The organism is Conexibacter sp. JCM 18997 (genome assembly GCF_055391915.1).
Map to the genome: position 1 here is coordinate 2,670,712 of NZ_AP043885.1, position 22,424 is coordinate 2,693,135.

The window sequence follows — 22,424 nt, forward strand, 5'->3', positions numbered from 1 at the left end:
TCCGCAAAAGATCCCGAGGGGAGAGGCGGGAGAGCATGGTGGAATCACTGACGACGGGCACGCTCGCGGGGACCGGCTCGTTTCGCTGTGACGGGTGCGGCTACGTCGTCACCCTCGCCGCGGAGGACGCGCTGCCCGATTGCCCGACCTGCGGAGGCCGGGCGTTTGCGCGCGCGTCCCTGTTCGGCGTGGGCGATGGGCGCTTCGTGCGCGGCAACCCGCCCCGGCGCGGCGGCTTCGAGCAGGCCGACTGGCTGCGCCACGCCCGCACCCTGGCACCGGCGCCGGGCGAGTACCTGGCCCTGGAGGAGTCCGCCGACGTGCGGCTGGTGCCGGTGACGCGCGAGTGGACGCGGATCGGCCGGTCGCTGGCCGCCGACGTGCGCTTCGACGACCCGACGGTGAGCCGGCGCCACGCGCTGATCGTGCGCCAGGCCGACGGCGTGCGCGTGCTCGACGACCGCAGCCTCAACGGCGTGTTCGTCAACGGCGAGCGCGTCGACTGGCGCGTCGTGCACGATGGTGACGAGATCGTCGTGGGCCGTTACCGGCTGACCTTCCTGGTGGTCACCGAGGTCGCCGCCCGCACGACCTGAGCGCGGCCGGAGCGCGCGGTCGGTAACGTCCGCGCGCTCTGATGGCGGTGACGATCGCAGTCCTCTCCCAGAAGGGCGGCACCGGCAAGACGACGACGGTGCGCACCCTCGCCGACGTCCTGCGCCGGTGCGGCCTGCGCGTGCTCGCGATCGACCTGGACCCGCAGGGAAACCTGTCGGACTACTTCGACGTGCCGCCCGAGGCCGAGCCGACCGTGTCCGAGGTCCTGACCGGCCAGGCCAAGCTGAAGAAGGCGATCCACGACGACGTCGTGCCCGCGGCCCTGTCGCTGGCCGAGGCCGAGCTGCAGCTGGCCGGCAAGATGGGCCGCGAGCTGACGCTCAAGCGCGCGCTGCGCGACGTGCGCAACGACTACGACGTCATCCTGATCGACTGCCCGCCGGCGCTCGGCCTGCTGACCGTCAACGGGCTCGTCGCCGCCGACCGCGCGCTGATCAGCGCCGAGGCGCAGCACTTCTCGCTGCAGGGCGTCGTCCAGGTCCTCGACATGCTCGAGGTCGCCCGCGACCTGCACAACGACGAGCTCGACTGGGTCGGCGTCGTGCTGAACATCGCCGACATGCGGACCGTCCACTCGCGCGAGAACTACGCCACGCTCAAGGAGGAGTACGGCGACAAGGTCTTCGAGACGACCATCCGCGCGTCGATCGCCTACGCCGAGTCGGCCGAGCGCGGCGTCTCGATCCTCGACTACCGCCCGGACCTCGGCGCCGACTACCTGGCGCTGGCCGACGAGCTCCTGACGCGCCTGGGCGACTTCCCGGACGCGCGCAAGAAGCTCAAGAAGCTGCTCGCCGCGTAGGCGGGGCTCGATCCGCCGGGGCAGGTCAGGCGGACGACGGCATCGAAGGCGCGCGAGCGGTTGCAGCGACGCACCCGGACGCGGGAAGCGAGACGTCCGCGCCCTCACCGCGGTCGAGTGGCGTTTTCCCTCCGCTGAGCGGAGGGAAAACGCCTCTCGGCAGACATGAGGCGCGCGGTCTCGCTTCTCGCGGACCTCAGAGCTCGCGCTCGGGCGCGGTCTGCGCGCCGCCGGCGTCGCCCGTGTTCACGGTGCCGCGCGGCTCGATCAGCAGGACGTGCGTCTCCTCGTCGGCCTTCGGGCAGTGCTCGACCCCGGCGGGCACCACGTACAGCTCGCCCGGCCCGAGGACCACGTCGCGGTCGCGCAGCTGGATCGTCAGCTCGCCGGCCAGCACGAGGAAGAAGTCGTCGGTCTCGGGGTGGCTGTGCCAGGTGAACTCGCCCAGGACCTTGACGACGACCAGCTTGTTGTCGTTGTAGTAGCCGACGATGCCCGGCACGTACGGCGCGTCGAGCAGCGCGAGCTTGGCGGCGAGGTTGATCGTGTCGTCCATCGCCGCAGCCTCTCAGAGCTCGCGCACGTCCGCGCCGGACGGCTCGAACGCCGCTCGGTGCACGGTCGCCCACCCTTCGGACCGCTCGCGCAGGCGCTCGTAGACGGCCGCTGTGGCCTCCATGTGGGTCCAGACCAGGACGGTGGGCCCCGCGCCGGAGATCGTCGCTCCCAGCGCGCCCAGGGCCTGCGCCTCGGTGACCAGGGCGGCCGAGCGCGGGTACAGCGGCGCCCGGTAGGGCTGGTGCAGGCGGTCGCCGAGCCCGCGGGTGACCAGATCGAGCTCGCCGCGGGCCAGGCCGAGCATCAGCAGGGCGCCGTGGGCGGTGTTGTAGACCGCGTCGGCCATCGGCACGACGGCGGGCAGCGCGGCGCGGGCGGCGCTCGTCTGCACCGGCTCGCCGGGCACGACGACCAGCGCCTCGAGCGCGGCGGGCGGGTCGAAGCGGATCGCCTCGCCGTCGGCCACCACCACGAACCCGCCGTGCAGCGCGGCCGCGACGTTGTCGGGATGGCCCTCGATGTCGGTGGCCAGGGCCAGCAGGTCGGCATCGAGCTCGTACAGGTGGTCGGCCGCGGCCAGTCCCGCGACGACCGCGGCGGCGCTGGAGCCCAGGCCGCCGGACATCGGGATGGTCGATCGCACCCGGAACGTGAGCCCGTCGGCGGGGGCCAGGCGCTCGAACGCCCGCACGAGCAGGTTGGAGCGGTCGCGCGGGACGTCGAGGTCGGTCTCGACGGCGAACGTGCCCGTCTCCTCCACCTCGAGCTCCAGATGGAACGCGACCGCCGCCGCGAACGCGTCGAAGCCCGGGCCCAGGTTGGCGCTCGAGGCGGGGACGCGAACGAGGCGGCGGCGGTGCACGCCTTACTTGTAGCTCTTCAACGAGGAGAACACGACCTTGGCCAGATCCGGGACCTTCGACAGGTCGATGCCCGGCTCGGGCGTGTAGGACGGCTGCACGATCACGTACCAGTGCTTGTAGAGGAAGCCGACCGTGCCGGCGTCGGTGACCTGGTAGGCCTTGCTCCCGATCCCGCTGAGCGGCTTGCTGGGCAGCGACTTCTGGCCCGCGGCGAAGCTCTTGGCCGCGTCCTTGCTCGTCGTGACCTGGATGATCACCGCCGACACCTGGTTGCCCGGCACGTTGAACAGGCACAGGTCGGTGGTCTTGCCCGCCGGGCCGGGCGCCTTCTTCAGCTTGCCGGCGCCGACCGCGTTGCCGCTGACCATCTGGACCTGCCCCGGCGTGGCCAGGGCACACGGGTTGACCTTCTTGGCGGCGTGAGCGGCCGGCGCCGCCGCCGCGACGGTCCCGGCGACGGCCGCCAGCAGAGCGACGTTCCGGGCGAACATCAGATCTTGCCCTTCAGCGACTGGAAGACGTCCTTGGCCAGGTCGGGCACCTTCGCCCGGTCCAGTCCGACGTAGTCCCCGGCCGGCGGCTGGATCAGCACGTAGACGTCCTTGTAGAGGAAGCCGACCTTTCCGCTGGACGGGGCCACCCAGGCCTTCGTGCCGATCCCCTTCAGGGGCTTGACCTTCAGCGTCTTCATGCCCTGGTTGAAGCTCGTCGCCGCGAGCTTGCCCTGGCTGACCTGGACGATCAGGAAGGCCGCCGCCTCCCCCTGGCCCGTGAACGAGCACTGCTCGGTGGCCAGGCCGTCGGGGCTGGGCAGCTTCTCCGACTTCCCGGCTCCGACGTCGACGCCCAGGACCTTCTGGACCTGACCGGGCGTGGCCAGCGGGCAGGCCTTGACGGCCTTGGCGGCCTGGGCCGCCGGAACGACGGCGACGACGGCCCCCGCCGTCACCGCCAGGAGGGTGAGATTCCGCATCGAATTGCGCACGGCCGCGACGCTACCGACGCAAGGCTGTCTCAGTCCAGTACGGCTGACTCCAGCGCGCCAAATTCGGCGATGCACGGGATCACGCCCCGCGCACGATCGAGCGCGGTCTGCGGATCCTTCAGCCCGTTGCCGGTCAGCACGCAGGCGATCCGCTCGCAGCCGTCGGGGCCGTACTTCAGGAGGCCGGCGACCGATGCCGCGCTGGCCGGCTCGCAGAAGATCCCCTCGCGCTGGGCCAGGAAGTCGTAGGCCTCCAGGATCTCCGGGTCGCTGACCGCCCGCACCGCGCCGCGCGACGTCGTCATCGCCGACATCGCCTCCTCCCAGCGCGCCGGGTTGCCGATGCGGATCGCGCTGGCGATCGTCTCCGGCTTGGCCACCGGTGCGCCGTGGACCAGCGGCGCCGCGCCCTCGGCCTGGAAGCCGAACAGCTTGGGCGACGCGCCCCGCTCCTGGAAGCCCTTCCAGTACGCGGTCACGTTGCCGGCGTTGCCGACGGGGATGCACAGGCCGTCGATGTCCCCGCCGAGGTCCTCCAGCAGCTCGAACGCCGCGGTCTTCTGGCCTTCCAGGCGGAAGTCGTTGACCGAGTTGACCAGCGCGATCGGATGCACGTCGGTCAGCTCGCGCACGAGGCGCAGCGCCTCGTCGAAGTTGCCCTGCAGGGCGATCACGCGGGCGCCGTAGACCAGCGCCTGGGCGAGCTTGCCGCTGGCGATCTTGCCCTCGGGGACGATCACCACGCCGCGCATGCCCGCGCGGGCGGCGTAGGCGGCCGCGCTGGCCGCCGTGTTGCCCGTGGAGGCGCAGATGACCGTCTCGGCGCCCTCGCGCGCGGCGGCGGTGACCGCGCAGCACATCCCCCGGTCCTTGAACGAGCCGGTCGGGTTGAGCCCCTCGAGCTTGAGCCACACGTCGGCGCCGACGCGGTCGGACACCGCGGGCGCGTGCACCAGCGGCGTCGAGCCCTCCCCCATGTCGACGATCGGGTCGTCGGCCTCGAAGGGCAGGTCGGCCAGGAAGCGGCGGATCAGACCGGGCATCAGACGCCGTACTCCTCTTCGACAACGCGGATGAAACGCGGTTTGGAGCGCATGAACCCCAGCCCGCCGATCGCCTCGACGGCGGCCAGGAAGCGCTGCTCGGGCGCGCGGTGCAGGACCATCACCAGCCGCGCCTGCGGCCCCATCCCCTTCTGCACGACCGACTTGACCGACACGCCCTGGTCGCCCAGCGCGGCGGCGACCTGCGACAGCACGCCGGGCTCGTCGTCGACCTCGAGATGCAGGTAGAAGGCGGAGTCGACGTCCTTGACGATCTCCAGCTGCTGGGACGTCTCCGGCGTCGAGGCGGGCGGGATCATCGCGCTGATCAGGTCGCCCAGGACCGCGCTGGCCGTCTGCGGGCCGCCCGCGCCCGGCCCCGACAGCGTGATCTCGGTGATGGCCGGCGACTCGATCGTGACGGCGTTGAACGGCCCGTTGACGCTGGCCAGCGGATGGCCGCTGTACAGGAACGCCGGGTGCACGCGGACGCTGAGGCCCCCGTCGATGCGCTCGGCGGTGCCGATCAGCTTGAGGCCGAGGTCGAACTGGCGGGCGTACTCGAGGTCGTCGGGCGTGATCTGCTCGATGCCCTCGTAGACGACCTGGTCGAGGTGCACCGGCGTGTCGAAGGCCAGGCGGGCGAGGATCGCCATCTTCGCGGCGGCGTCGGCACCCGACACGTCCGCGGTCGGATCGGCCTCCGCGTAGCCCAGCCGCTGCGCGTCGGCCAGCGCGGCGTCGTAGGTCGCCCCGGTGCGGGCCATCTCGGACAGGATGAAGTTCGTCGTGCCGTTGACGATGCCGGTGACGCGGTCGATGTGCGCGGCGGCCAGCGTCTCCTGCACGACCCGGATGACCGGCACGACGCCGCCCACCGCGGCCTCGAAGCGCAGCTGCACCTGGTGCTCGCGCGCGGCCGCCCACAGCTCCTCGCCGTGCTGGGCCAGCAGCTGCTTGTTGGCGGTGACGACGTGCTTGCCGGCCCGCAGCGCGCGCAGGACGTAGTCGCGCGCGGGCTCGACGCCGCCCATCACCTCGACGATCAGGTCGCTGGCGGCGAGGATCTCCTCGAAGTCGCCGCGGGAACGGGTCAGCACGCCGCTGATGCGCGGGCGTAGGCCGGTGATGGTCTCGATCTGCGGGGCGCGGGCCTCGAGCAGCTCCACGAAGGCGGAGCCGACCGTGCCGTGGCCCAGCAGCCCGACCTCATAGGTCTCGGGCAAGCAGGTCCTCGTAGGTCTCGCGGCGCACGACCACCCGGGCATCGCCGTCCTTGGCGAAGATGACCGGCGGTCGGGGCACCCCGTTGTAGGTGTTGGCCATCGCGTGGCCGTAGGCGCCGGTGGCGGGCGTGACGATCACGTCGCCGGGGCGCGGGTCGTCCAGCAGCACGTCGCGGGCGATCACGTCGCCCGACTCGCAGTGCTTGCCGGCCAGGTGCACGCGGGTCCGGCCGCCGAAGCGGTCGACGACGTGCGCCTCGTACCGAGCGCCGTAGAGCATCGGGCGCAGGTTGTCCGACATGCCACCGTCGACGGCCACGTAGGTGGAGACGTTCGTCTTGACCGACTCGACGGAGTACAGCGTGACGGTCGAGTTGGCCACCAGCGCACGGCCGGGCTCGTCGATGATCCGCTTGCCCGGGCCCAGGTGCGCGTGGACCGCGTCGACCTTCGCCTTGGCGTAGTCCGCGAAGCTCGGCGGCTGCTCGTCGGTGTAGGCCACCCCGAGGCCGCCGCCGACGTTGACGATCGGGAAGTCGCCCAGCTGCGCGATCGCCTGGGCGGCGCGGACGAACGGCACGACCGACAGCAGCTGCGAGCCGATGTGGAAGTGCACGCCCTGCAGATCCAGCAGCGCGGAGTCCTGGACCCGGGCGATCGCGTCGGGCGCCTGGGCCAGCGCGAAGCCGAACTTCGAGTCGGCCTGGCCGGTGGAGATCTTGTCGTTGGTCTCACCGCGCACGTCGGGCGTGACGCGCAGCAGCACCTTCTGCGGGCGATCCAGCAGCGCCTCCAGGCGCGCGATCTCCTCGAGGTTGTCGACGACGATCAGGCCGACGCCGGCGTCGAGCGCCATCTGCAGCTCGGTGCGCGACTTGGCGTTGCCGTGGAAGACGATGCGGGCCGGGTCGAAGCCGCCGGCCAGCGCGAGGGTCAGCTCGCCGCCGGAGGCGACGTCGCAGCCGATCCCCTCCTCGGCCAGGACGCGGTAGACGGCGGTGCACGGGAAGGCCTTGGAGGCGAACAGGATCTCGACGTCGTCGGCGCCCGCGGCGGCGTAGGCGGCGACCATCGCCCGGGCCCGGGCGCGCAGGTCGTCCTCGGCCACGACGTAGGCCGGCGTGCCGAACTCGCGGGCCAGCTCCAGCGCGTCGCAGCCGCCGATCTCCAGCACGCCGCGCTCGTTGAGGCGGCTGGCGGTCGGGAAGGCGGGCGAGAGGGTCGGTGTGGTCACGGCCATGGCGTCGTGGCAGGATCGCAGTTCGTGCGTTCTGGGCGCAGCCGCGTTGTCTCCGTCGAACCGCCGGACCTGGGCCGGACGGCCGGTCTGGCCTGGGCGCGCTTCGCCCCGGAGGGTACGCCGCGCGGCGCGCTGCTGATCCTGCACGGCGCCGGTTCGGCCAAGGAGTCGCACTTCGACTTCGCCCGGCTGGCCCGCGCGGCGGGTTGGTGCGCCCTGTGCTTCGACGCGCGCGGGCACGGCGAGAGCGAGGGCGCGCTCGGCGCCGGCGTGCTCGGCGATCTGGCCGCGATGGTCGGCGAGCTGCCGGCGGGCGTGCCGTTGGCGCTGCGCGGGTCGTCGATGGGCGGCTACCTGGCCATCGTCGGCGCGTCCTACGTGGGCGCCGCCGCGGTCGTGGCCATCTGCCCGGCGCCGATGGACGGCCTCGTGCGCGGCCTGCGCGCGGGCCGCTTCGACTTCCGCGCCGACCACTCAGGCCTCGAGGCCTTCCTGTCCGAGCACGACGACCTGGCCGCGGTGTCCGCCTACGAGGGCGGCCTGCTGCTCCTGCACGCCGAGGGCGACGAGAGCGTCCCCTACACCCACTCTGTCGCGCTGGACGCCGCCGCGGACCTGGCCTCGCCCAAGCGCCTGCTCCTCCTGCCCGGCGGCCATCACCGCTCGATCCAGCACGACGCCGAGCTGCAGGCGGAGGCGATGCGCTTCCTGGGTCGCCTCGCCCGGCCCTAGGGCTGCCAGGAGCACTGCGAGCCGCTGAGGCCCGTCGCCTGGAGCACCGATCCGCTGCTGGACAGGATCGTCAGCGACGACAGTCCCCCCGCCGGGGCGGACGCCGTGGCGCAGAGCATCGTCCCGTCTGGCGAGTACGCCGGGTCGCTGTATCCGCTGAACACCGTCGAGACGGTGCCCCCGGCCACCGGCGCGAAGGCGATCCCGAACGTCGACGGGACGCCGGGCGCCGTGCTGGGTTGGTAGAGGCCGAGCGCCAGCGTCGTACCCGACGGCGACAGCGCCACGCCACCGCCGAGCCGCCAACCGCTCGGCAGCGTGAGCGGGACGGTGGTGACCTTGCCCCCCTTCGCGGCCACGCTGGCCAGCGTGGCCGGCGGGGTCGAGGCGGGCGTCGCCCCGACCCGGCCGCGCACGAACAGGAGCTGCTTGCCGCTGGGCGTCCACACCGGCGTGGTGGCGTTCCAGCTGCCGACCGTCGCCGACCCGGGCACGATCTGCCGGGCCCGTCCGCCCGTGGCCGAGACGACGAACAGCCCGTTGTCGGTGTAGGCCACCTGGGTGCCGCTGGGCGAGAAGACCGGCGCCTCTCCGTCCGTGGCCAGCGTGGCGATCGCGCCGCCGGCCACCGGAGCCACCGCCACCGCCGTCGCGCCGTTGGCGAAGTTCTCCTCGGTGAAGGCGAGGCGCGTGCCGTCCGGTGACCACGAGGGGCTCGAGGTCGCCGCGCCGAGCTGCAGCGACGGCGTTCCGCCCAGCGGCGTCACGGTGACGCCCATCGGCGAACTGGCGAAGTAGGCGATGGTGCCGGTCGCCTGCGCGGACGCGACGGCCGGCAGCGAGAGGGCGAAGGCGACGACGAGGGAGACGAGCAAGCGGACGCGCACGCCAAGCAGGTTGGCACGTTCGCGCTCGTCAGGCAAGATTTCTGAGCGTTAGGCCTTTGACCCGACGATCACGCCCGCGGCCTTCGGCGTGATGCCGGGCGCGGGGGTCGTGCGCATGATGTTGTTGTCGTTGCGCCGGGCGATCGCGATCAGCACGAGGAAGCCGACGAGGAAGAAGCCGATCGACCACAGCTGGGCGGCGGTCAGCCCGCCGACGTCGTCGGCGTTGCGGCGGATGAACTCGACGAGGAAGCGCTCGATGCCGGCGAAGATCAGGTAGAAGCCGAAGATCGCGCCCGGGGCGAAGCGGTCGCGCCAGCGCCACAGCAGCCAGGCGACCAGGCCCATCGAGAGCGTCTCGTAGATCGGCGTGGGATGGACGTCGACGGTGGTCGGCACGGTGCCCTCGGGATAGGCCATGCCCCAGGGCAGCGAGGTCGGCGTGCCGTAGTCGCCGTCGCCGGCCAGCTGGCAGCCGATGCGGCCGATCGAGTAGCCGATGGCCAGCCCGATGCCGCCCATGTCGAGCATGAAGCCGTTGAGCATCCCGCGCCACCAGCACCACAGCAGGACGCCGGCGGCCCCACCCACGGCGCCGCCGTAGAAGACCAGGCCCGAGCCGCTGAAGATGCCCGACAGGCCGAACTCGCCGGGATGCTGGATCAGGTAGTACAGCCGCGCGCCGACCAGGCCACCGACGAGCGCGCTGAACACCACCTCGTAGGCCCAGTCCGTGGGCTTGCCGAGCTCCTGGAAGCGCCGCCAGGCCATCGCCCCGCAGGCGATGAAGGCGAGCGCGAACATCACGCCGAACGTCTTGACGGGACCGATCTCTGGCTGCATCGGTCGCTCAGCCTACGGGAGATGCCTGGTGGCTATAGGTAGTTCAACGGGTTGGTGACCGCGCCGTTGATGCGCACCTCGAAGTGCAGGTGGTCGCCGTAGCAGCGCCCCGTGCAGCCGACGTAGCCGATCACCTGACCCTGGGAGACCTGCGCGCCCATCGACGTGCCGAACTGCGACTGGTGCGCGTAGCACGTCGACATCGACGCGGTGTGCTGGATGCAGGTGAAGTTGCCGTAGCCCCCGGAGCTGGCGTCCGGCTGCATGAGGACCACGCGGCCGGCGGCGGCGGCGCGGATCGGCGTCCCCGAGGGCACCCCGATGTCGATGCCCGGGTGGCAGGACTCCCACGAACGCGCCTCGCAGAACGGCGAGGTGATCGGACCGTTGACCGGCCACACCATGCCGCCGCTGCCCTGCTGGATCGGGCCGGCGGGCAGGGCGCCGGTCGAGCCCGAGGACACGGCGGCCAGGCGCGCCTGGATCTTGGCCTGCGCGTCGCGCAGCTCGCCCAGGTCGTCCTCCAGCTCGTGGCGCTCGCCGCGAACGCTCATCAGCGCGCTGCGCTTGGCCGACCGCGACTCCTCGTAGCCGCTGCGCGCGTCGACCAGCTCGTCCTTCACGCCGGCCACCTCGTTGCGGCGCTCGAGCACGACCGCGGCGACCTTCTGCTGGCGCGACTCCAGCGAGGCCAGGCGCTCGGTCGTCGCCGTCGCGTCCGCCTTGGCGGTCTTGACGTTGGCCACGATCTGCTTGTCGGCGTCGGAGATGCGGCGCAGGAACTCGCCCCGCTCCATCAGGTCGGAGAAGTCCTTGGAGCTGAGCACGATCGTGATCAGGTCCGGGCGGTCGGACTTGTAGAGCTCGACCAGCCGCTGCGACAGCGCCTTCTCGGAGACCAGCAGACGCGCCTTCAGGCGGGTCAGGCGAGCGCGCTCGGAGCGCAGCTCGTCCTGGATCTTGACCAGCTCGGCGCGCTTGGCGTCCAGGTCGGCCTGGATCGTCACCTGGCGCTGCTGGAGCGTGGTGATCTTCCCCTGCAGGTCGTCGATCCGGTCGGTGTAGCCGGTGATGTCGCTGGTCAGCACCCGCTCGGAGCTCTTCTTGCGATCGATCTCGCCCTGCTTCTCCTCGATCTTCTTCTCGACCTCGTTGAGGGTGCGCGGAGCCGCCGCGGTGGTGACCAACGGGGACAGCGCCCACAGGAGCAGGGGAGCGAGGATGGAGGCGCACAGAACTGCGCCCAGCGTGAGATTGCGGCGACGCACCGGGGCCATCTGTGTAGCAACACGCCAACCCTCGCCAAAGGACTGCAACGCGCCGCCCAGCGGGGAATCCCCGCCGGGGGAGGCCCGCTTCACCCATCCTTTAGTGAGGGTTGCCAAAATTCTGCGCATGGCTCGACCCACCCAGTTCGGCAAGGACACCGGCCTCCAGGCGCGGATCCTCCTCACGTTCTTCCTGCTCGGGGCGGTCTACATCGTGCTGCTCGGCGTGCTGTTCGCCGCCGGCGCCGGCGTGGGCATCATCGCGATCGTCGCGATCGGGTTGTTCCTGCTGCAGGTCTTCGCCTCCGACAAGATCGCGCTGGCCTCGCTCGGCGCGAAGGAGGTCTCCCCCCAGCAGGCGCCCGAGCTCCACGCGATGATCGAGCGTCTCTGCATCCAGGCGGATCTGCCCAAGCCGAAGATCGTCGTGATCGACACCGAGATGCCCAACGCGTTCGCGATGGGCCGCAGCAAGAAGGCCGCGACGGTCGCGGCGACGACCGGCATCATGAACCTGCTGACGCCGGCCGAGCTGGAGGGCGTCATGGCCCACGAGCTCTCGCACGTGGCCAACCGCGACGTGATGGTGATGACGCTGGCCAGCTTCGGCGCCGCGGTGGCCTCGATGATCCTGCAGTTCGGCTTCCTGTTCGGCGGTGGCGGCCACGGCAGCTCCGACGACGACGACAGCCCGAGCTGGATGGTCGTCCTGCTCGTCTCGCTGGTCGTCTACGTCGTCTCGTTCTTCCTGATGCAGGCGCTGTCGCGCTACCGCGAGTTCGCGGCCGACCGCGGCGCCGCGGTGCTGACCGGTCGCCCGAGCGCGCTGGCCTCGGCCCTGCTGAAGATCTCCGGGCAGATGCAGCGGGTGCCCCAGCGCGACCTGCGCGCCGCGGCCGACATGAACGCCTTCTTCATCATCCCGGCGTCGGCGAAGAACTCGGTGCGCAACCTGTTCTCGACGCACCCCCCGGTCGAGCAGCGGATCGCCCGCCTGCAGCGCCTGGAGCAGCAGCTCCAGGGCACCGCCGGCACCAGCGCCCTGGCGGCGTAGTCTCCCCCTCGTGGGTTTCTTCGACGCACTGCTCGGCAAGCGCAAGGCGGCCCCGCCCGCCTCGCGCGACCGGCTGTTCGCGATGTCGACCGCGTACGTGACGCTCGACACCAGCCACGACGTGCACACCCGCGGCGTGGCGGCGATCGTCTTCCAGCCGCTGGCCACCGCCGACTTCAACCAGATCGTCCAGGAGATGGAAGACGTCGTGCGCTCGACCGGCCAGGAGACCGGGACGACGATCGACACCAGCGACGACACGTTCGGCTACCGCTGGATGATCGTCCGCGACGACGAGGTCGAGGACCTCGTGGTGGCCGTCAACGCGGTCAACGAGGCGATCGCGCTGGGCGGCTACGGCGACCGCGTGCTGGCCGCCGTCTTCGCCTTCCAGGACAGCCAGAAGCGCCCGCTCTACTTCATCTACAACATCAAGCGGGGCAGCTGGTACCCGTTCGTGCCCGCCCCCGGCGACCAGCAGCGCTCGGTCGAGCGCGAGCTGCAGCTCAAGGCGCAGATCGACGGCGAGCTGCCGATCGAGCCCGAGCTGGAGCGCTGGTTCCCGCTGTGGGGCGTCCCGATCTGAGCGCTACGGGAGCGGCTGCCAGGCGCAGTCGCCGATGACCGCGCCGCCGGCCGGATCCTTGACCACCGTGGTCAGCACGTCGGAGCCGAACGTCGCCCGCAGCAGCCCGGCGCGGCCGGTCAGGCAGAACTGCCGGCCGTCCGGAGCCCACTTGGCGTAGGCCCCCGTGGTGATCGTCGCGGTGGTGCCGCCGCCGCCGGCCGGAATCGTGCCGGTGCCGATGCCGTCACCGGTGGGCCCGAGAAGGAGCGACAGCAGCAGGCGGTCGCCGTCGGGTTGCCAGGACAGCGTCACGCCGCCGTTGATCCAGCCGTTGGCGTTCTGGTCCGGGCGGTTGAGGACCCGGCCGTGCCCGCCGCCGCTGCCCGGCGCCGCGACCGTCTGCACGAGCGCGTGGGTCGGGTTCGGGGCCTCGACGTCCTTGACGTAGTTGAAGGCGATCTCGTCGTCGTCGGGTGAGAACACGGGCGTGTCCACGCTCCAGCGCTTCGCCGCCCGGTAGACGACCCGCGCCCCGCTGCCGTCGGCCTGGGCCACCCACAGCGAGCGGTTGCGCACGAAGGCGAGCCGCCGGCCGTCCGTCGAGTAGGAGGGCGCGCCCGCGTTGGACAGCAGCCGCTTGATCGTCCCGCCCTCGGCGCTGGCGGTGTACACCGCCGTCTTCAGGCCGCCGCGCACGAAGGCCAGCGTCCGGCCATCGGGCGCCCAGGTCGGCGCGCGCCCGGCTGTCAGCTTGGTCGGGGCGCCGCCGGACGGCGGCACGCTGAAGATCGTCGCGCCGCGCAGGCCGACCACCGTGTAGGCGATGCGCCCGTTGTCGGCCGCCGGCGCGGGGGCGGCGGCCACCAGCAGGCCGCCGGCCGCGAGCACCGCCGCCGCGCGCCTCACGCCGTGTAGCCGTACTTCTTCAGGGTGGCCAGGACCTTGGTCACGTACTTCTCGCCGCCCGGCCAGATGCCCTGGTCGATGGGCTGCTGCTGCAGCCACCCGCGCTTGAGCGCGCTCTGCAGCTGGCTGCGGCACGAGGCACCCGCGCCCAGCCGGTAGAGGTTGGCGCACAGCGCCGGGTACAGGCCTCGGATCGCGTACCACTGGTCCTTGTGGCGGGCCAGCTGCTTGATCGACTTGCGCAGGTCACGGTCGTCCTGCTTCATGACCAGCGGGAACTCCTTCGTCACGTCGACGAGCTCGAAGTTCTCGTAGCGGTCGACCACGACCGGCATGGCCGAGCAGACGTAGGCGCAGAACGCGTAGGCGAAGCGCGGGTCGTGGGTGACGAACTCCAGGCCCGGCGCACCCCCCAGATCACGCAGCACGTAGGACGGGTCGGCCCAGTACTGGATCAGGTGGCGGTACTGGTTGGTCGCCGGGTCCCAGCCGTAGATGGCCGAGATCGAGCAGCAGTGCGCGCCGCCGGTGTAGGTGTCGACGATCACCTCGGGCTCGCCGTTGGCGTCGAGGTCGGCCAGGGTCAGCGACTTCGTGTCGTCCCCGTCCAGGCCGATGCCGCCGATCGGCACGGCGTCCTGGCACTCGTCGCAGCCGGCGGCGGGATTCGCGCCGCCCTCCAGCGTCGCGGGCACGCCGTTGCGGGTGATGGCCACGCGCACGTCGGAGGCCTCGAAGCTGCCCTTCAGCGTGTAGGTCAGCGTCGCGCTGACGCCGCCCGACGACGCGGTCTCGGTCTGCGGGCCGGTCGCGGCCAGCGCGGTGGGCGCCGCGATCAGGCAGGCGATCGCGACGCACAGCGTGGTGAGGGTGCGCATCCGTGCGCCTTTCGCTCGTGGTCCGGCGGTCAGTCGGGCAGCAGGCCGTCGCCGTCGAACTCGACCTCGGCCTCGGCCAGCGTCAGGTCCGGCGGGGGGACGATCAGGTCGGACTCGCGCAGGTCCTCGCCGTCCAGCGGCGTGCCCTTGCTGCGGATGAAGTCCAGCAGGGCGCCGAACGACTCGTTGTAGGCCGACAGGTCGTCGGCCGCGACGGCGGCGACGACACGGTTGTCGATCTCGTTGAGCTCGTCGTGAATCCCCTCGGGCAGCTCGTACTGGCCCTCGGTGGAGATCCGGACGATCACGCCTTGCCCTCTTCGATCTGCGGGGACGCCGGGGCACCGCCGCTCAGCTCGGCCTTCATCTTGGCCAGCTCGTCATCGACCTGGGTGCCGCTGGTCAGCTCCGCCAGCTGGCGGTCGATGTCGTCCTGGCCGGGCCCGAGGGCGGTCAGGTCCTCGAACGTGCCGGCCGCCTCGAGCTCCTCGACGGCGTTGGCCCGTGCGCGCATGTCCTCGGTCTTGTCCAGCGCGCGCTGCATGGCCAGGCCGACGTCGGCCATCTCCTCGCCCACACCGGTGGCGGCCTCGGAGATCTGCACCCGCGCCTCGGCGGCGGAGTACTGCGCCTTGACGACTTCCTTCTTCGTGCGGAAGGACTCGATCTTCGTGCGCAGCTTCTGCTCGGACGCGATCAGCTTCTGCTGCTCGCCCTCGAGCTCGGTGACCTGGGCGTCGAGCGACTGCAGCTCGTTCTGGGCCAGCGTCTTGCGCTCGAGCGCGGTGCGCGCGAGCTCCTCGTTGCCGGCCGACAGCGCCTGGCGGGCCTGCGTGTCGAGCTTGACGACCGACTGCTGGAGCTTGTCGGCCTGCATCTGCAGTCGCTTCTTGGAGGTGACGACCTCAGCGATGCCCTTCTTGACGTTCTGCAGCAGCTCGAGCTGCTTCTGGTAGCTGTAATCGAGCGTCTCGCCCGGGTCTTCGGCCCGGTCGAGCATCTTGCTGATCTTCGCCTTGATGATGGTCGTGAAGCGGCCACTGGTGCCGGGCATCACTGCCTCCTGTCCGCGCGTCGTGGGTGCTGGTCGCCCAGCCTACCGACGCACGTAAAGCTGAGGCTTAGAAACCGACCGGGTGGCGGGCCTTGAAGCCCTTGGTGTTGCGCAGGACCGGGCGCCACTGCGGGCCGGAGTTGCCGGCCGGGTCGCCCGCGGCGCTGGTGTCGAGGCGCAGCCCGGCGATCACGACGAACGCGTGCCCCGGGTTGGTGTAGACGGTCACCCAGTCGCCCAGGCCCGCGTCGCCCCACTTCATGAAGGACGAGGAGTCCAGCGGCGTGCCGTCCAGCAGGCCGCCGCCCAGCAGCGCGTAGGACACGGTGCCCGAGCAGTCGTAGCCGCTGTCCTTCACGCGGGCGTGGCCGCCGCCGTACTTGTACGGCTTGCCGACGATCTCGTTCGCGGCCCAGATCGCTTCCTTGACCTCGATCGGCGCGTCGACGGGCGGGTAGGCCTTGCCGGCGAGGATCGTGGCGTCGGGCATGTCCGGCGTCTGGTTGGGATCGACCCCGAAGGTCGCGCCGCCGCCCGTGGTGGTGGGCGTGGTCGGCACCGTGGGCGTCGTCGTGCCCGTGGTCGGGGTGGTCGACGGGTCGGCCGGGGCCGGGTCCGTCGAAGGAGCCGCTGCTGCGCCTGCGGTGGTGCCCTTGGGGGCGGCGGAGGCCGGAATCGCCACGGCCAGGATGGCCAGAAGCGAAGCAACGATCGTCGTCACAAGGGCAAATGCCCGCACAGCTACCTCTTTCGTATGCCTCCGGGGTTAGCTGACGGGTTAGCGCGGAAAGAGCCGGCGCCTCTCCTTTCGGAGACTCACCCCAAACAACCTGGGTCCCCCGGTCCCCAGCGTCATGCTGAGAACTCGGCGTTGATCGCGGCACCGTAGCAGGTCGCACGGTTTGTTGCACCACGATTATGGGTACCGCGCGGAACGTCATCCTGGCGCGGCCTTGCTCGATACCGTCATCGACCTGATGGGTCGCTTCCTGAACCTCCGTGGCGCGTTGGCGCTCACCCTTGTGGTCGCCACCGCCGCCTCCACGGGGTGCGGCAAGGACGGCAGCCCGGACGGCGGATCGCCCACCAGCCCGCCCGCGTCGCCCTCGGTCGGCGCCGCGGCCGGCGACGAGGCGGCCGGCAGCGCGCTCGGCTTCCCGGCCTTCGCGACGAAGAACACCACCCGCGTGGGCGGCGCTGACGCGATCGCCGACGCCGCCGGCGTGGCCCAGGCGGTGTGGCCGTCGACCGGCCCCACCAGCCGCCCGCCCGCCGTGTCGCTGGTGCAGGCCGACGACTGGCGCGCCGCGGTCGCCGCCTCCGCGCTGGTCGCGCGACCGGTGCGCGCGCCGATCCTGCTGGCCGACGGCGAGGAGCTCCCCCAGGCCACCAAGGACGCCCTCAAGCGCCTGGCGCCCGCCGGCTCCGGCGTGCTCGGCGGCGCGCAGGTCATCAAGGTGGGCGACGTTCCCGCCACGGGCAACCGCACGACCGCGGTCAACGGCAAGGACCCGTTCGAGCTGGCCGCGGCCATCGACCGGATCGCGACGACCGCACGCGGCGAGCCGAGCAAGGCCGTCGTGGTGGTCGGCGCCGACGCGCCGAGCTACGCGATGCCCGCCGCCGCCTGGGCGGCCAAGTCCGGGGATCCCATCCTGTTCACCGCGCGCGACGAGCTGCCCGCCGCCACCGCGACGGCCATCAAGACGCACGAGCGCCCGCGCATCTTCGTGCTCGGTCCCGACACGGCGGTCTCCGACAAGGTGATCGACCAGCTCGACAAGATCGGCACGACGACGCGCATCGACGGCGAGACGCCGCAGGGCACCGCGATCGCCTTCGCGCGCTACTCCGACGGCGCGTTCGGCTGGGGCGTCACCGATCCGGGCCACGGCCTGGTGTTCGCCAACCCGACGCAGCCCGCCGTCGCCGGCGCGGCCGCGCCGCTGTCCTCGGCGGGCTCGTACGGACCGCTGCTGCTGACCGCCGACGACGGCTCGCTGCCCGACGACGTGGTCCAGTACCTGCTCGACATCCAGCCGGGCTACGACTCCGATCCGGTCCGCGGGGTCTACAATCACGGCTGGCTCATCGGGGATGAGCGGGCGATCAGCTTGGACGCTCAGTCCCGAATCGACGCCCTCCTCGAGATCTCCCCGGTGAACGACGAATCCCCATGAGCGAATTCGAGCATCCAGACCGCGTCGACCCGACCCACCAGGTCACGGTCGAGGACGTGCGCCAGCTGATGGGCGCGTCCACCCCCCACTTCGCGCTGCAGCTGCGCAATCGCATCGCCAAGCTGATCGCGCCGCTGCCCGCCGATCACCCCGCGCGCATCGAGGGCGAGCGCGAGATCCAGCGCCTCGTGCGCCTGGGCTACACGGGCGAGCAGCGCGGCACGCACGCACAACCCGGACAGCGGACGCTGAAGTCCAACTCCGAGGACGTCGTGCCCGGCGAGCTGCCCGCGCCGGCGCCCGCCGCCCCCGCGGCGTAGTGCGCCTCGGCGTCTTCCTGGGCTACTGGCCCTGGTTCACGCCGGCTGAGCAGGTCGAGCTCGCGGTCCTGGCCGACGAGCGGGGCCTGGACTCGCTGTGGGTGGCCGAGGCCTGGGGCCAGGACGCCGTCTCCGTGCTCGGGCTGCTGGCCGGCAAGACGTCGCGCATCGGGCTGGGCTCCGGCCTGATGCAGATCCCCGCGCGCAAGCCGACGGCGACCGCGATGGCCGCCGCCTCGCTCGACGTGATCTCCGACGGGCGCTTCCGCCTCGGGCTCGGGCTGAGCGGCCCGCAGGTGTCCGAGGGCTGGTACGGCGTGCCGTTCGGGCGCGGCCTGGCACGCACACGGGAGTACGTCGACATCGTGCGCCGGGCGCTGGACCGCCAGCGCATCCAAGCCCCCATGGAGGACGGCGTCGTCACGGGCCTGGGCAAGCCGCTGAAGCTGCTGACCAAGCCGGTCCAGGACCACCTGCCGATCTACCTGGGCGCGACCGGTCCCAAGTCGATCGCGCTGACCGCCGAGATCGCCGACGGCTGGCTGCCGTTCGTGATCGAGAAGGCGATGCTCGGGGAGATCGACCCGCCGCGCGACCGGCCGTTCGACATCGCCGCCTGCCTGCCGGTGTCGGTCGACGACGACATCGCCGCAGCGCGCGACGCGGTCCGTCCCTTCCTGGCGTTCTACTTCGGGGCCATGGGCGCACCCGAGAAGAACTTCTACGTCGAGGTGGCCGAGCGCTACGGCCACGGCGACGCCGCCCGCACGGCCCAGGCGCGCTGGCTGGAGCGCGACATCCCCGCCGCCGCGGCCGCGCTGACCGACGAGCTCGTCGACGCCGCCGCGATCGCCTGCCGGCCCGGCGACCTGGCCGCGCGGCTGGCCGAGTACGAGGCCGCGGGCGCGACGTCGCTGATCGCCATGCCCTGTGGCGACCGGCCCGCGCTGATCGAGGCGCTCGCCCGTGTCCACGCCGCGACCTGAGGGCATCCGCGGGTCGCTGCTGCTCGGCCCGTTCCCGGTCGGCCAGTACGCCGCGAAGTTCCAGAGCCGGATGCGCGAGGTCGCGCGGGTTCAGCTGTTCGGCGAGGTGTGGGGCTTCAAGATGGCCCAGGCGCGCGTGTACTTCGAGCTGCGCGACGCCTCCGGCGCGATGCCCTGCTCGATGTGGCGCAACGAGTTCGAGGCGCTGTCGATCGGGCCGCTGACCGACGGCGCCCAGATCGTCGTGGCCGGCGGCCCCGCCTACTACCCCGGGTCGCGCACCTCGTCGGCGCACTTCTCCTTCGACGTCAGCGCCGTGCGCCTGGCCGGCGAGGGCGACCTGCTGGCCCAACTGGATCTGCTGCGCAAGCGCCTGGCCGCCGAAGGGCTGTTCGCCCCCCAGAAGGCGCTGGAGCGCCCGACGCTGCCGCGGACCATCGGCGTGGTCACCGGCGCCGGCGGCAAGGCGCGCGACGACGTGCTCGCCGGTCTGCGCCGCCGCGGCTGGGCCGGACGCGTCGTGTGGGCCTTCGCGCCGGTCCAGGATCGTCACGCCGCGCCCGCGATCACGCGCGCGCTGCAGGACCTGGCCGCGGTGGGTGACGTCGACGTGATCGTGGTCGCGCGCGGCGGCGGCTCGCTGGCCGACCTGTTCTGCTTCTGCGACGAGACGCTGTGTCGCACCGTCGCGCTGCTGCCGGTGCCGGTGATCGCCTCGGTCGGCCACCACACCGATCGCACGCTGCTGGACGACGTCGCCGCGGCCAGCTGCTCGACGCCGACCCACGCGGCCGAGACCGCCGTGCCCTGCCACTGCGACGAGGCGCGCGCGACGCTGGCCCGGGTCGCGGCGCGCCTGGACGCCCACGGCCGGCGCGCCGTGCTGGATCGCGCGCGCGTGCTCGCGCGCCTGTCGCGGGCGCCGGGCCAGCACATCGACCGCCAGCGCATGGCGCTGCACCAGTCGCTGCGCGAGCTGCGCGCCGCGGGGCGTCGCGGCATCGCCGCCCGCCAGGAACGCGCCGCCCGCCACGCGCTGGTGCTGGCCCGCAAGGGCGCGGCCACCCAGACCCAGGCCGCCGGCGCGGCCACGCTGGAGCGGCTGCGGATGGCCCTGGACGCCCATGATCCGGCCCGCACGCTGGAGCGCGGCTACGCGCTGGTGGAGCGGGCCGACGGCTCGGTGGTGACCAGCGCGGCCGACGCGCGCGCCGCGGCCGCGGTACGGCTGCGCTTCAGCGACGCCGCCGTTGATGCGACGATCTCCGAGCCATGACGTACGAGACCGCCACCGCGCGCATCGAGGAGATCATCCGCCGGCTGGACTCCGGCGAGGCCGGGCTGCGCGAGACGCTGGAGCTGCTCGGTGAGGGTCGCGGCCTGATCGAGTTCTGCGCCGCCGAGCTCGAGGCCGTGGGCCAGGGCCTGGAGGAGCTGCGGCTCGACGAGCTCGTCGCCCGTCTATCGGACCCCGCCCACCCACGCCCCGCCGCGCGCCCCGCCGCATGAGCGCCACCTGGGACCAGCTGAAGGACCTGCCGCTGCGCGTCGACGCGTACGCGCTCGAGGGCCACGTCTTCGAGCGCGAGGAGTTCGTGCGCAAGACGACGACCATCCACCTGAGCGGCGCCGGCGAAGAGGGCCTGGGCGAGGACGTCGTCTACACGCCCGAGGACCACGACGTCGCGCAGGCCGCCGGGCCGGTGCTGCCGCTGGCCGGCGACTGGACGCTTCAGTCGTTCTGCGCGCACCTGGAGGCCCAGGAGCTGTTCCCGACGCCGCCGGAGTACCCGGCGTCCTGGCAGTACCGGGTGTGGGCCTATGAGTCGGCCGCGCTGGATCTGGCGCTGCGCCAGGCCGACACGACGCTGCACGAAGCGCTCGGGCGCGAGCTGCGCCCGGTCACCTACGTCAACTCGATGCGCCTGCCCGAGCCGCCGAGCTTCGCGCCGATCGCCGAGCGCCTGGCCCGCTATCCCACGCTGCGCTTCAAGCTCGACGCGCAGCCGTCCTGGGACGACGACCTGTTCGCCGAGCTGGCCGCATCCGGCGCCGTCGACTCGATCGACCTCAAGGGCCAGTACGTCGGGACGCCGGTCGACGTCGTCACCGACCCGGACCTCTACCGCCGCGTGGTCGAGCTCCTGCCCGAGGCCTGGATCGAGGACCCGAAGCTGACGCCGGAGACCGAGCCGGTTCTGGCCGACGTGCACGACCGCATCACCTGGGACGCGATCATCCACTCGGTCGCCGATGTCGACGCGCTCCCCTTCCCGGTGCGCATGGTCAACATCAAGCCGTCTCGGTCGGGGCCGCTGCCGGTCCTGTTCGAGCTCTACGACACCTGCGCGGCGCGCGGGATCGGGGCCTACGGCGGCGGTCAGACCGAGCTGTCGGTCGGCCGCGGCCACATCCAGCTGCTGGCCGGGATCTTCCATCCCGACACGCCCAACGACGTCGCGCCGATGGGCTTCAACGCGCCGACGCCGCCGGACGGGCTGCCCGCCTCCCCCCTGGTCTGCATCCCGGACCGGGGCTTTCGCTTGGCCCGCTTCGGGTAGTCCGAACTCGTCTTTGCATTCGACGAGGAGGGAGCGCACCATGCGCATTCCGCGCAGCAGGGGAGCGGTCAGCGGCCTGCTCTTGATGATCCTGGGGGCCTGGGGCGCCCTGGTGCCCTTCATCGGGCCGTACTTCGATCTGGTGATCGGCCCGGACGAGACGTGGAACTGGTCGACGGATCGCTTGTGGCTGTCCGTGCTGCCCGGCGTCGTCGCCTTCATCGGCGGGTTCATCCTGTTGCGCTCGGCCCATCGGGGCGGGGCCGGGCTGGGCGCGTGGATGGGCATCGCCGCGGGCGCCTGGTTCGTGGTCGGCCCGACGGTCAGCCGTCTGTGGACGAGCGACGGCACCTCGGCGCTGGGCCAGCCGGCGGGCGGCACGAACCGCCAGGTGCTCGAGGTCCTGACCATGTACCAGGGCCTCGGCGTCCTGATCGCCGTGGTCGGCGCGTTCGCCCTGGGCCGCCTCGCGGTGCGCTCGGTGCGCGACGTCGAGCTGGCCGAGGCCGCGGCGCTGGAGACCAGCCGCGCGGACGAGACCGTGGTGGTGCCGCGCGAGCGCGAGCGCGACCTCGATCGCGACGGCGTGGCCGACGATCGCTTCCGGCGCGAGCCCGAGCCGGTCACCACCCGCGAGCCGGTCGGCGCGACGGCGGCGCCGGCGGCCCCGACGACACCCGAGCCGGCGACCTCGTCCTCCGACACCACGCGGGTGATCCCGCCCGCCACGACGGCGCCCGCGCCCGCGCCCACCGCCGAGACGACCACGACGCGCCGCGGCGGCCTGCTCGGCCGCGTGCGCCGCGACTGACCCGCACGACAGCGGCTCACGCCCCCGCGCATCTAGTGTGC

General features: G+C 72.2%; 27 protein-coding genes and 1 riboswitch. Of the genes, 12 read left to right on the forward strand and 15 right to left on the reverse strand.

Features of this window, described 5'->3' with window-relative positions; translation table 11 throughout:
* Positions 1 to 35: 35 nt before the first annotated feature.
* Both ACZ5UI_RS13565 and ACZ5UI_RS13570 read left to right on the forward strand, forming a co-directional pair.
* Positions 36 to 596 carry an FHA domain-containing protein gene (locus ACZ5UI_RS13565; protein WP_464187598.1) on the forward strand — a complete coding sequence of 187 codons (561 nt, stop codon included), beginning with the start codon at positions 36 to 38 and terminating at the stop codon, positions 594 to 596.
* A gap of 41 nt (positions 597 to 637) precedes the next feature.
* Positions 638 to 1,420 carry a ParA family protein gene (locus tag ACZ5UI_RS13570; RefSeq protein WP_464187600.1) on the forward strand — a complete coding sequence of 261 codons (783 nt, stop codon included), beginning with the start codon at positions 638 to 640 and terminating at the stop codon, positions 1,418 to 1,420.
* Positions 1,421 to 1,616: 196 nt separating this feature from the next.
* Here the strand turns inward: ACZ5UI_RS13570 and ACZ5UI_RS13575 are convergent, their stop codons facing one another.
* The 7 genes from ACZ5UI_RS13575 to lysA are packed head-to-tail and all read right to left on the reverse strand — an operon-like array spanning position 1,617 to position 7,335.
* Positions 1,617 to 1,976, reverse strand: a complete 360-nt coding sequence (locus ACZ5UI_RS13575) for a cupin domain-containing protein (RefSeq protein WP_464187602.1) — start codon at positions 1,974 to 1,976, stop codon at positions 1,617 to 1,619.
* Positions 1,977 to 1,988: 12 nt separating this feature from the next.
* Entirely contained in the window at positions 1,989 to 2,840 is an 852-nt protein-coding gene (thrB, locus tag ACZ5UI_RS13580; RefSeq protein ID WP_464187604.1) for a homoserine kinase, read from the reverse strand.
* A gap of 3 nt (positions 2,841 to 2,843) precedes the next feature.
* The gene (locus ACZ5UI_RS13585; RefSeq protein ID WP_464187606.1) at positions 2,844 to 3,332 is read right to left on the reverse strand and encodes a hypothetical protein; all 489 of its coding nucleotides are present in this window, start codon (positions 3,330 to 3,332) and stop codon (positions 2,844 to 2,846) included.
* Entirely contained in the window at positions 3,332 to 3,814 is a 483-nt protein-coding gene (locus ACZ5UI_RS13590) for a hypothetical protein (protein WP_464187608.1), read from the reverse strand. The genes ACZ5UI_RS13585 and ACZ5UI_RS13590 overlap by 1 nt, the downstream gene beginning before the upstream one ends.
* A 41-nt stretch (positions 3,815 to 3,855) precedes the next feature.
* On the reverse strand, positions 3,856 to 4,869 hold the full coding sequence (thrC, locus tag ACZ5UI_RS13595) for a threonine synthase (RefSeq protein ID WP_464187610.1): 1,014 nt from the start codon (positions 4,867 to 4,869) through the stop codon (positions 3,856 to 3,858).
* Positions 4,869 to 6,095 (reverse strand): homoserine dehydrogenase, encoded by a 1,227-nt coding sequence (locus tag ACZ5UI_RS13600; protein WP_464187612.1) that lies wholly within the window; start codon positions 6,093 to 6,095, stop codon positions 4,869 to 4,871. Before ACZ5UI_RS13600 ends, thrC begins: the two co-directional genes overlap by 1 nt.
* On the reverse strand, positions 6,079 to 7,335 hold the full coding sequence (lysA, locus tag ACZ5UI_RS13605) for a diaminopimelate decarboxylase (RefSeq protein ID WP_464187614.1): 1,257 nt from the start codon (positions 7,333 to 7,335) through the stop codon (positions 6,079 to 6,081). Before lysA ends, ACZ5UI_RS13600 begins: the two co-directional genes overlap by 17 nt.
* Before the next feature lie 24 nt (positions 7,336 to 7,359).
* Between lysA and ACZ5UI_RS13610 the strand changes: the two genes are divergently transcribed.
* Positions 7,360 to 8,067: an alpha/beta hydrolase family protein gene (locus ACZ5UI_RS13610; protein ID WP_464187616.1), complete on the forward strand. Its 708-nt coding sequence runs from the start codon at positions 7,360 to 7,362 to the stop codon at positions 8,065 to 8,067.
* Here ACZ5UI_RS13610 and ACZ5UI_RS13615 read toward each other — a convergent pair.
* Genes ACZ5UI_RS13615 through ACZ5UI_RS13625 form a run of 3 tightly spaced genes read right to left on the reverse strand, consistent with a single transcriptional unit; the run spans position 8,064 to position 11,065 of the window.
* Complete coding sequence (locus tag ACZ5UI_RS13615) at positions 8,064 to 8,954, reverse strand: TolB family protein (RefSeq protein ID WP_464187618.1); 891 nt, start codon at positions 8,952 to 8,954, stop codon at positions 8,064 to 8,066. The genes ACZ5UI_RS13610 and ACZ5UI_RS13615 overlap by 4 nt on opposite strands.
* Before the next feature lie 48 nt (positions 8,955 to 9,002).
* Positions 9,003 to 9,797 (reverse strand): prolipoprotein diacylglyceryl transferase, encoded by a 795-nt coding sequence (locus ACZ5UI_RS13620; RefSeq protein WP_464187620.1) that lies wholly within the window; start codon positions 9,795 to 9,797, stop codon positions 9,003 to 9,005.
* 32 nt (positions 9,798 to 9,829) lie between these two features.
* Positions 9,830 to 11,065 (reverse strand): murein hydrolase activator EnvC family protein, encoded by a 1,236-nt coding sequence (locus ACZ5UI_RS13625; RefSeq protein ID WP_464187622.1) that lies wholly within the window; start codon positions 11,063 to 11,065, stop codon positions 9,830 to 9,832.
* A 127-nt stretch (positions 11,066 to 11,192) separates the two neighbouring features.
* Between ACZ5UI_RS13625 and htpX the strand changes: the two genes are divergently transcribed.
* A complete protein-coding gene (htpX, locus tag ACZ5UI_RS13630) occupies positions 11,193 to 12,119 on the forward strand; it encodes a zinc metalloprotease HtpX (RefSeq protein WP_464187624.1) in 927 nt (308 codons plus the stop codon).
* Positions 12,120 to 12,129: 10 nt separating this feature from the next.
* Complete coding sequence (gene pspAB / locus ACZ5UI_RS13635; RefSeq protein ID WP_464187626.1) at positions 12,130 to 12,705, forward strand: PspA-associated protein PspAB; 576 nt, start codon at positions 12,130 to 12,132, stop codon at positions 12,703 to 12,705.
* Positions 12,706 to 12,708: 3 nt separating this feature from the next.
* Here pspAB and ACZ5UI_RS13640 read toward each other — a convergent pair whose 3' ends face one another.
* From ACZ5UI_RS13640 to ACZ5UI_RS13660, 5 genes are all read right to left on the reverse strand, one after another.
* Entirely contained in the window at positions 12,709 to 13,593 is an 885-nt protein-coding gene (locus ACZ5UI_RS13640; protein ID WP_464187628.1) for a TolB family protein, read from the reverse strand.
* Positions 13,590 to 14,471 carry a hypothetical protein gene (locus ACZ5UI_RS13645; RefSeq protein ID WP_464187630.1) on the reverse strand — a complete coding sequence of 294 codons (882 nt, stop codon included), beginning with the start codon at positions 14,469 to 14,471 and terminating at the stop codon, positions 13,590 to 13,592. Before ACZ5UI_RS13645 ends, ACZ5UI_RS13640 begins: the two co-directional genes overlap by 4 nt.
* Before the next feature lie 29 nt (positions 14,472 to 14,500).
* The gene (pspAA, locus tag ACZ5UI_RS13650; protein ID WP_464187632.1) at positions 14,501 to 14,779 is read right to left on the reverse strand and encodes a PspA-associated protein PspAA; all 279 of its coding nucleotides are present in this window, start codon (positions 14,777 to 14,779) and stop codon (positions 14,501 to 14,503) included.
* Entirely contained in the window at positions 14,776 to 15,525 is a 750-nt protein-coding gene (locus ACZ5UI_RS13655) for a PspA/IM30 family protein (RefSeq protein ID WP_464187634.1), read from the reverse strand. Before ACZ5UI_RS13655 ends, pspAA begins: the two co-directional genes overlap by 4 nt.
* 67 nt (positions 15,526 to 15,592) lie before the next feature.
* Positions 15,593 to 16,207 (reverse strand): hypothetical protein, encoded by a 615-nt coding sequence (locus ACZ5UI_RS13660; protein WP_464187636.1) that lies wholly within the window; start codon positions 16,205 to 16,207, stop codon positions 15,593 to 15,595.
* A 58-nt stretch (positions 16,208 to 16,265) separates the two neighbouring features.
* Positions 16,266 to 16,406, reverse strand: a riboswitch (cyclic di-AMP (ydaO/yuaA leader).
* Positions 16,407 to 16,478: 72 nt separating this feature from the next.
* On the opposite strand from ACZ5UI_RS13660, the gene ACZ5UI_RS13665 reads away from it, so the two are divergent.
* From ACZ5UI_RS13665 to ACZ5UI_RS13695, 7 genes are read left to right on the forward strand one after another with little or no spacing between them, the layout of a single operon-like run.
* Positions 16,479 to 17,705: a cell wall-binding repeat-containing protein gene (locus ACZ5UI_RS13665; protein ID WP_464187638.1), complete on the forward strand. Its 1,227-nt coding sequence runs from the start codon at positions 16,479 to 16,481 to the stop codon at positions 17,703 to 17,705.
* On the forward strand, positions 17,702 to 18,025 hold the full coding sequence (locus tag ACZ5UI_RS13670) for a hypothetical protein (protein ID WP_464187640.1): 324 nt from the start codon (positions 17,702 to 17,704) through the stop codon (positions 18,023 to 18,025). Before ACZ5UI_RS13665 ends, ACZ5UI_RS13670 begins: the two co-directional genes overlap by 4 nt.
* Positions 18,025 to 19,011, forward strand: coding sequence for an LLM class flavin-dependent oxidoreductase (locus tag ACZ5UI_RS13675; RefSeq protein WP_464187642.1), 987 nt, complete (start codon positions 18,025 to 18,027; stop codon positions 19,009 to 19,011). Before ACZ5UI_RS13670 ends, ACZ5UI_RS13675 begins: the two co-directional genes overlap by 1 nt.
* Positions 18,992 to 20,287 (forward strand): exodeoxyribonuclease VII large subunit, encoded by a 1,296-nt coding sequence (gene xseA / locus ACZ5UI_RS13680; protein ID WP_464187644.1) that lies wholly within the window; start codon positions 18,992 to 18,994, stop codon positions 20,285 to 20,287. The genes ACZ5UI_RS13675 and xseA overlap by 20 nt, the downstream gene beginning before the upstream one ends.
* Positions 20,284 to 20,520: an exodeoxyribonuclease VII small subunit gene (gene xseB / locus ACZ5UI_RS13685; protein ID WP_464187646.1), complete on the forward strand. Its 237-nt coding sequence runs from the start codon at positions 20,284 to 20,286 to the stop codon at positions 20,518 to 20,520. Before xseA ends, xseB begins: the two co-directional genes overlap by 4 nt.
* Entirely contained in the window at positions 20,517 to 21,572 is a 1,056-nt protein-coding gene (locus ACZ5UI_RS13690) for a hypothetical protein (RefSeq protein WP_464187648.1), read from the forward strand. The genes xseB and ACZ5UI_RS13690 overlap by 4 nt, the downstream gene beginning before the upstream one ends.
* A 40-nt stretch (positions 21,573 to 21,612) precedes the next feature.
* A complete protein-coding gene (locus ACZ5UI_RS13695; RefSeq protein ID WP_464187650.1) occupies positions 21,613 to 22,383 on the forward strand; it encodes a hypothetical protein in 771 nt (256 codons plus the stop codon).
* Positions 22,384 to 22,424 lie beyond the last annotated feature (41 nt).

What these genes read in the sequence shown, in the direction of transcription:
- ACZ5UI_RS13565 (WP_464187598.1), top strand. Translation starts at nt 36, where the DNA reads ATGGTGGAATCACTGACGACGGGCACGCTCGCGGGGACCGGCTCGTTT.
- ACZ5UI_RS13570 (WP_464187600.1), top strand. Translation starts at nt 638, where the DNA reads ATGGCGGTGACGATCGCAGTCCTCTCCCAGAAGGGCGGCACCGGCAAG.
- ACZ5UI_RS13575 (WP_464187602.1), bottom strand. Translation starts at nt 1,976, where the DNA reads ATGGACGACACGATCAACCTCGCCGCCAAGCTCGCGCTGCTCGACGCG.
- ACZ5UI_RS13585 (WP_464187606.1), bottom strand. Translation starts at nt 3,332, where the DNA reads ATGTTCGCCCGGAACGTCGCTCTGCTGGCGGCCGTCGCCGGGACCGTC.
- ACZ5UI_RS13590 (WP_464187608.1), bottom strand. Translation starts at nt 3,814, where the DNA reads ATGCGGAATCTCACCCTCCTGGCGGTGACGGCGGGGGCCGTCGTCGCC.
- thrC (WP_464187610.1), bottom strand. Translation starts at nt 4,869, where the DNA reads ATGCCCGGTCTGATCCGCCGCTTCCTGGCCGACCTGCCCTTCGAGGCC.
- lysA (WP_464187614.1), bottom strand. Translation starts at nt 7,335, where the DNA reads ATGGCCGTGACCACACCGACCCTCTCGCCCGCCTTCCCGACCGCCAGC.
- ACZ5UI_RS13620 (WP_464187620.1), bottom strand. Translation starts at nt 9,797, where the DNA reads ATGCAGCCAGAGATCGGTCCCGTCAAGACGTTCGGCGTGATGTTCGCG.
- htpX (WP_464187624.1), top strand. Translation starts at nt 11,193, where the DNA reads ATGGCTCGACCCACCCAGTTCGGCAAGGACACCGGCCTCCAGGCGCGG.
- ACZ5UI_RS13645 (WP_464187630.1), bottom strand. Translation starts at nt 14,471, where the DNA reads ATGCGCACCCTCACCACGCTGTGCGTCGCGATCGCCTGCCTGATCGCG.
- ACZ5UI_RS13655 (WP_464187634.1), bottom strand. Translation starts at nt 15,525, where the DNA reads ATGCCCGGCACCAGTGGCCGCTTCACGACCATCATCAAGGCGAAGATC.
- ACZ5UI_RS13670 (WP_464187640.1), top strand. Translation starts at nt 17,702, where the DNA reads ATGAGCGAATTCGAGCATCCAGACCGCGTCGACCCGACCCACCAGGTC.
- xseB (WP_464187646.1), top strand. Translation starts at nt 20,284, where the DNA reads ATGACGTACGAGACCGCCACCGCGCGCATCGAGGAGATCATCCGCCGG.
- ACZ5UI_RS13690 (WP_464187648.1), top strand. Translation starts at nt 20,517, where the DNA reads ATGAGCGCCACCTGGGACCAGCTGAAGGACCTGCCGCTGCGCGTCGAC.
- ACZ5UI_RS13695 (WP_464187650.1), top strand. Translation starts at nt 21,613, where the DNA reads ATGCGCATTCCGCGCAGCAGGGGAGCGGTCAGCGGCCTGCTCTTGATG.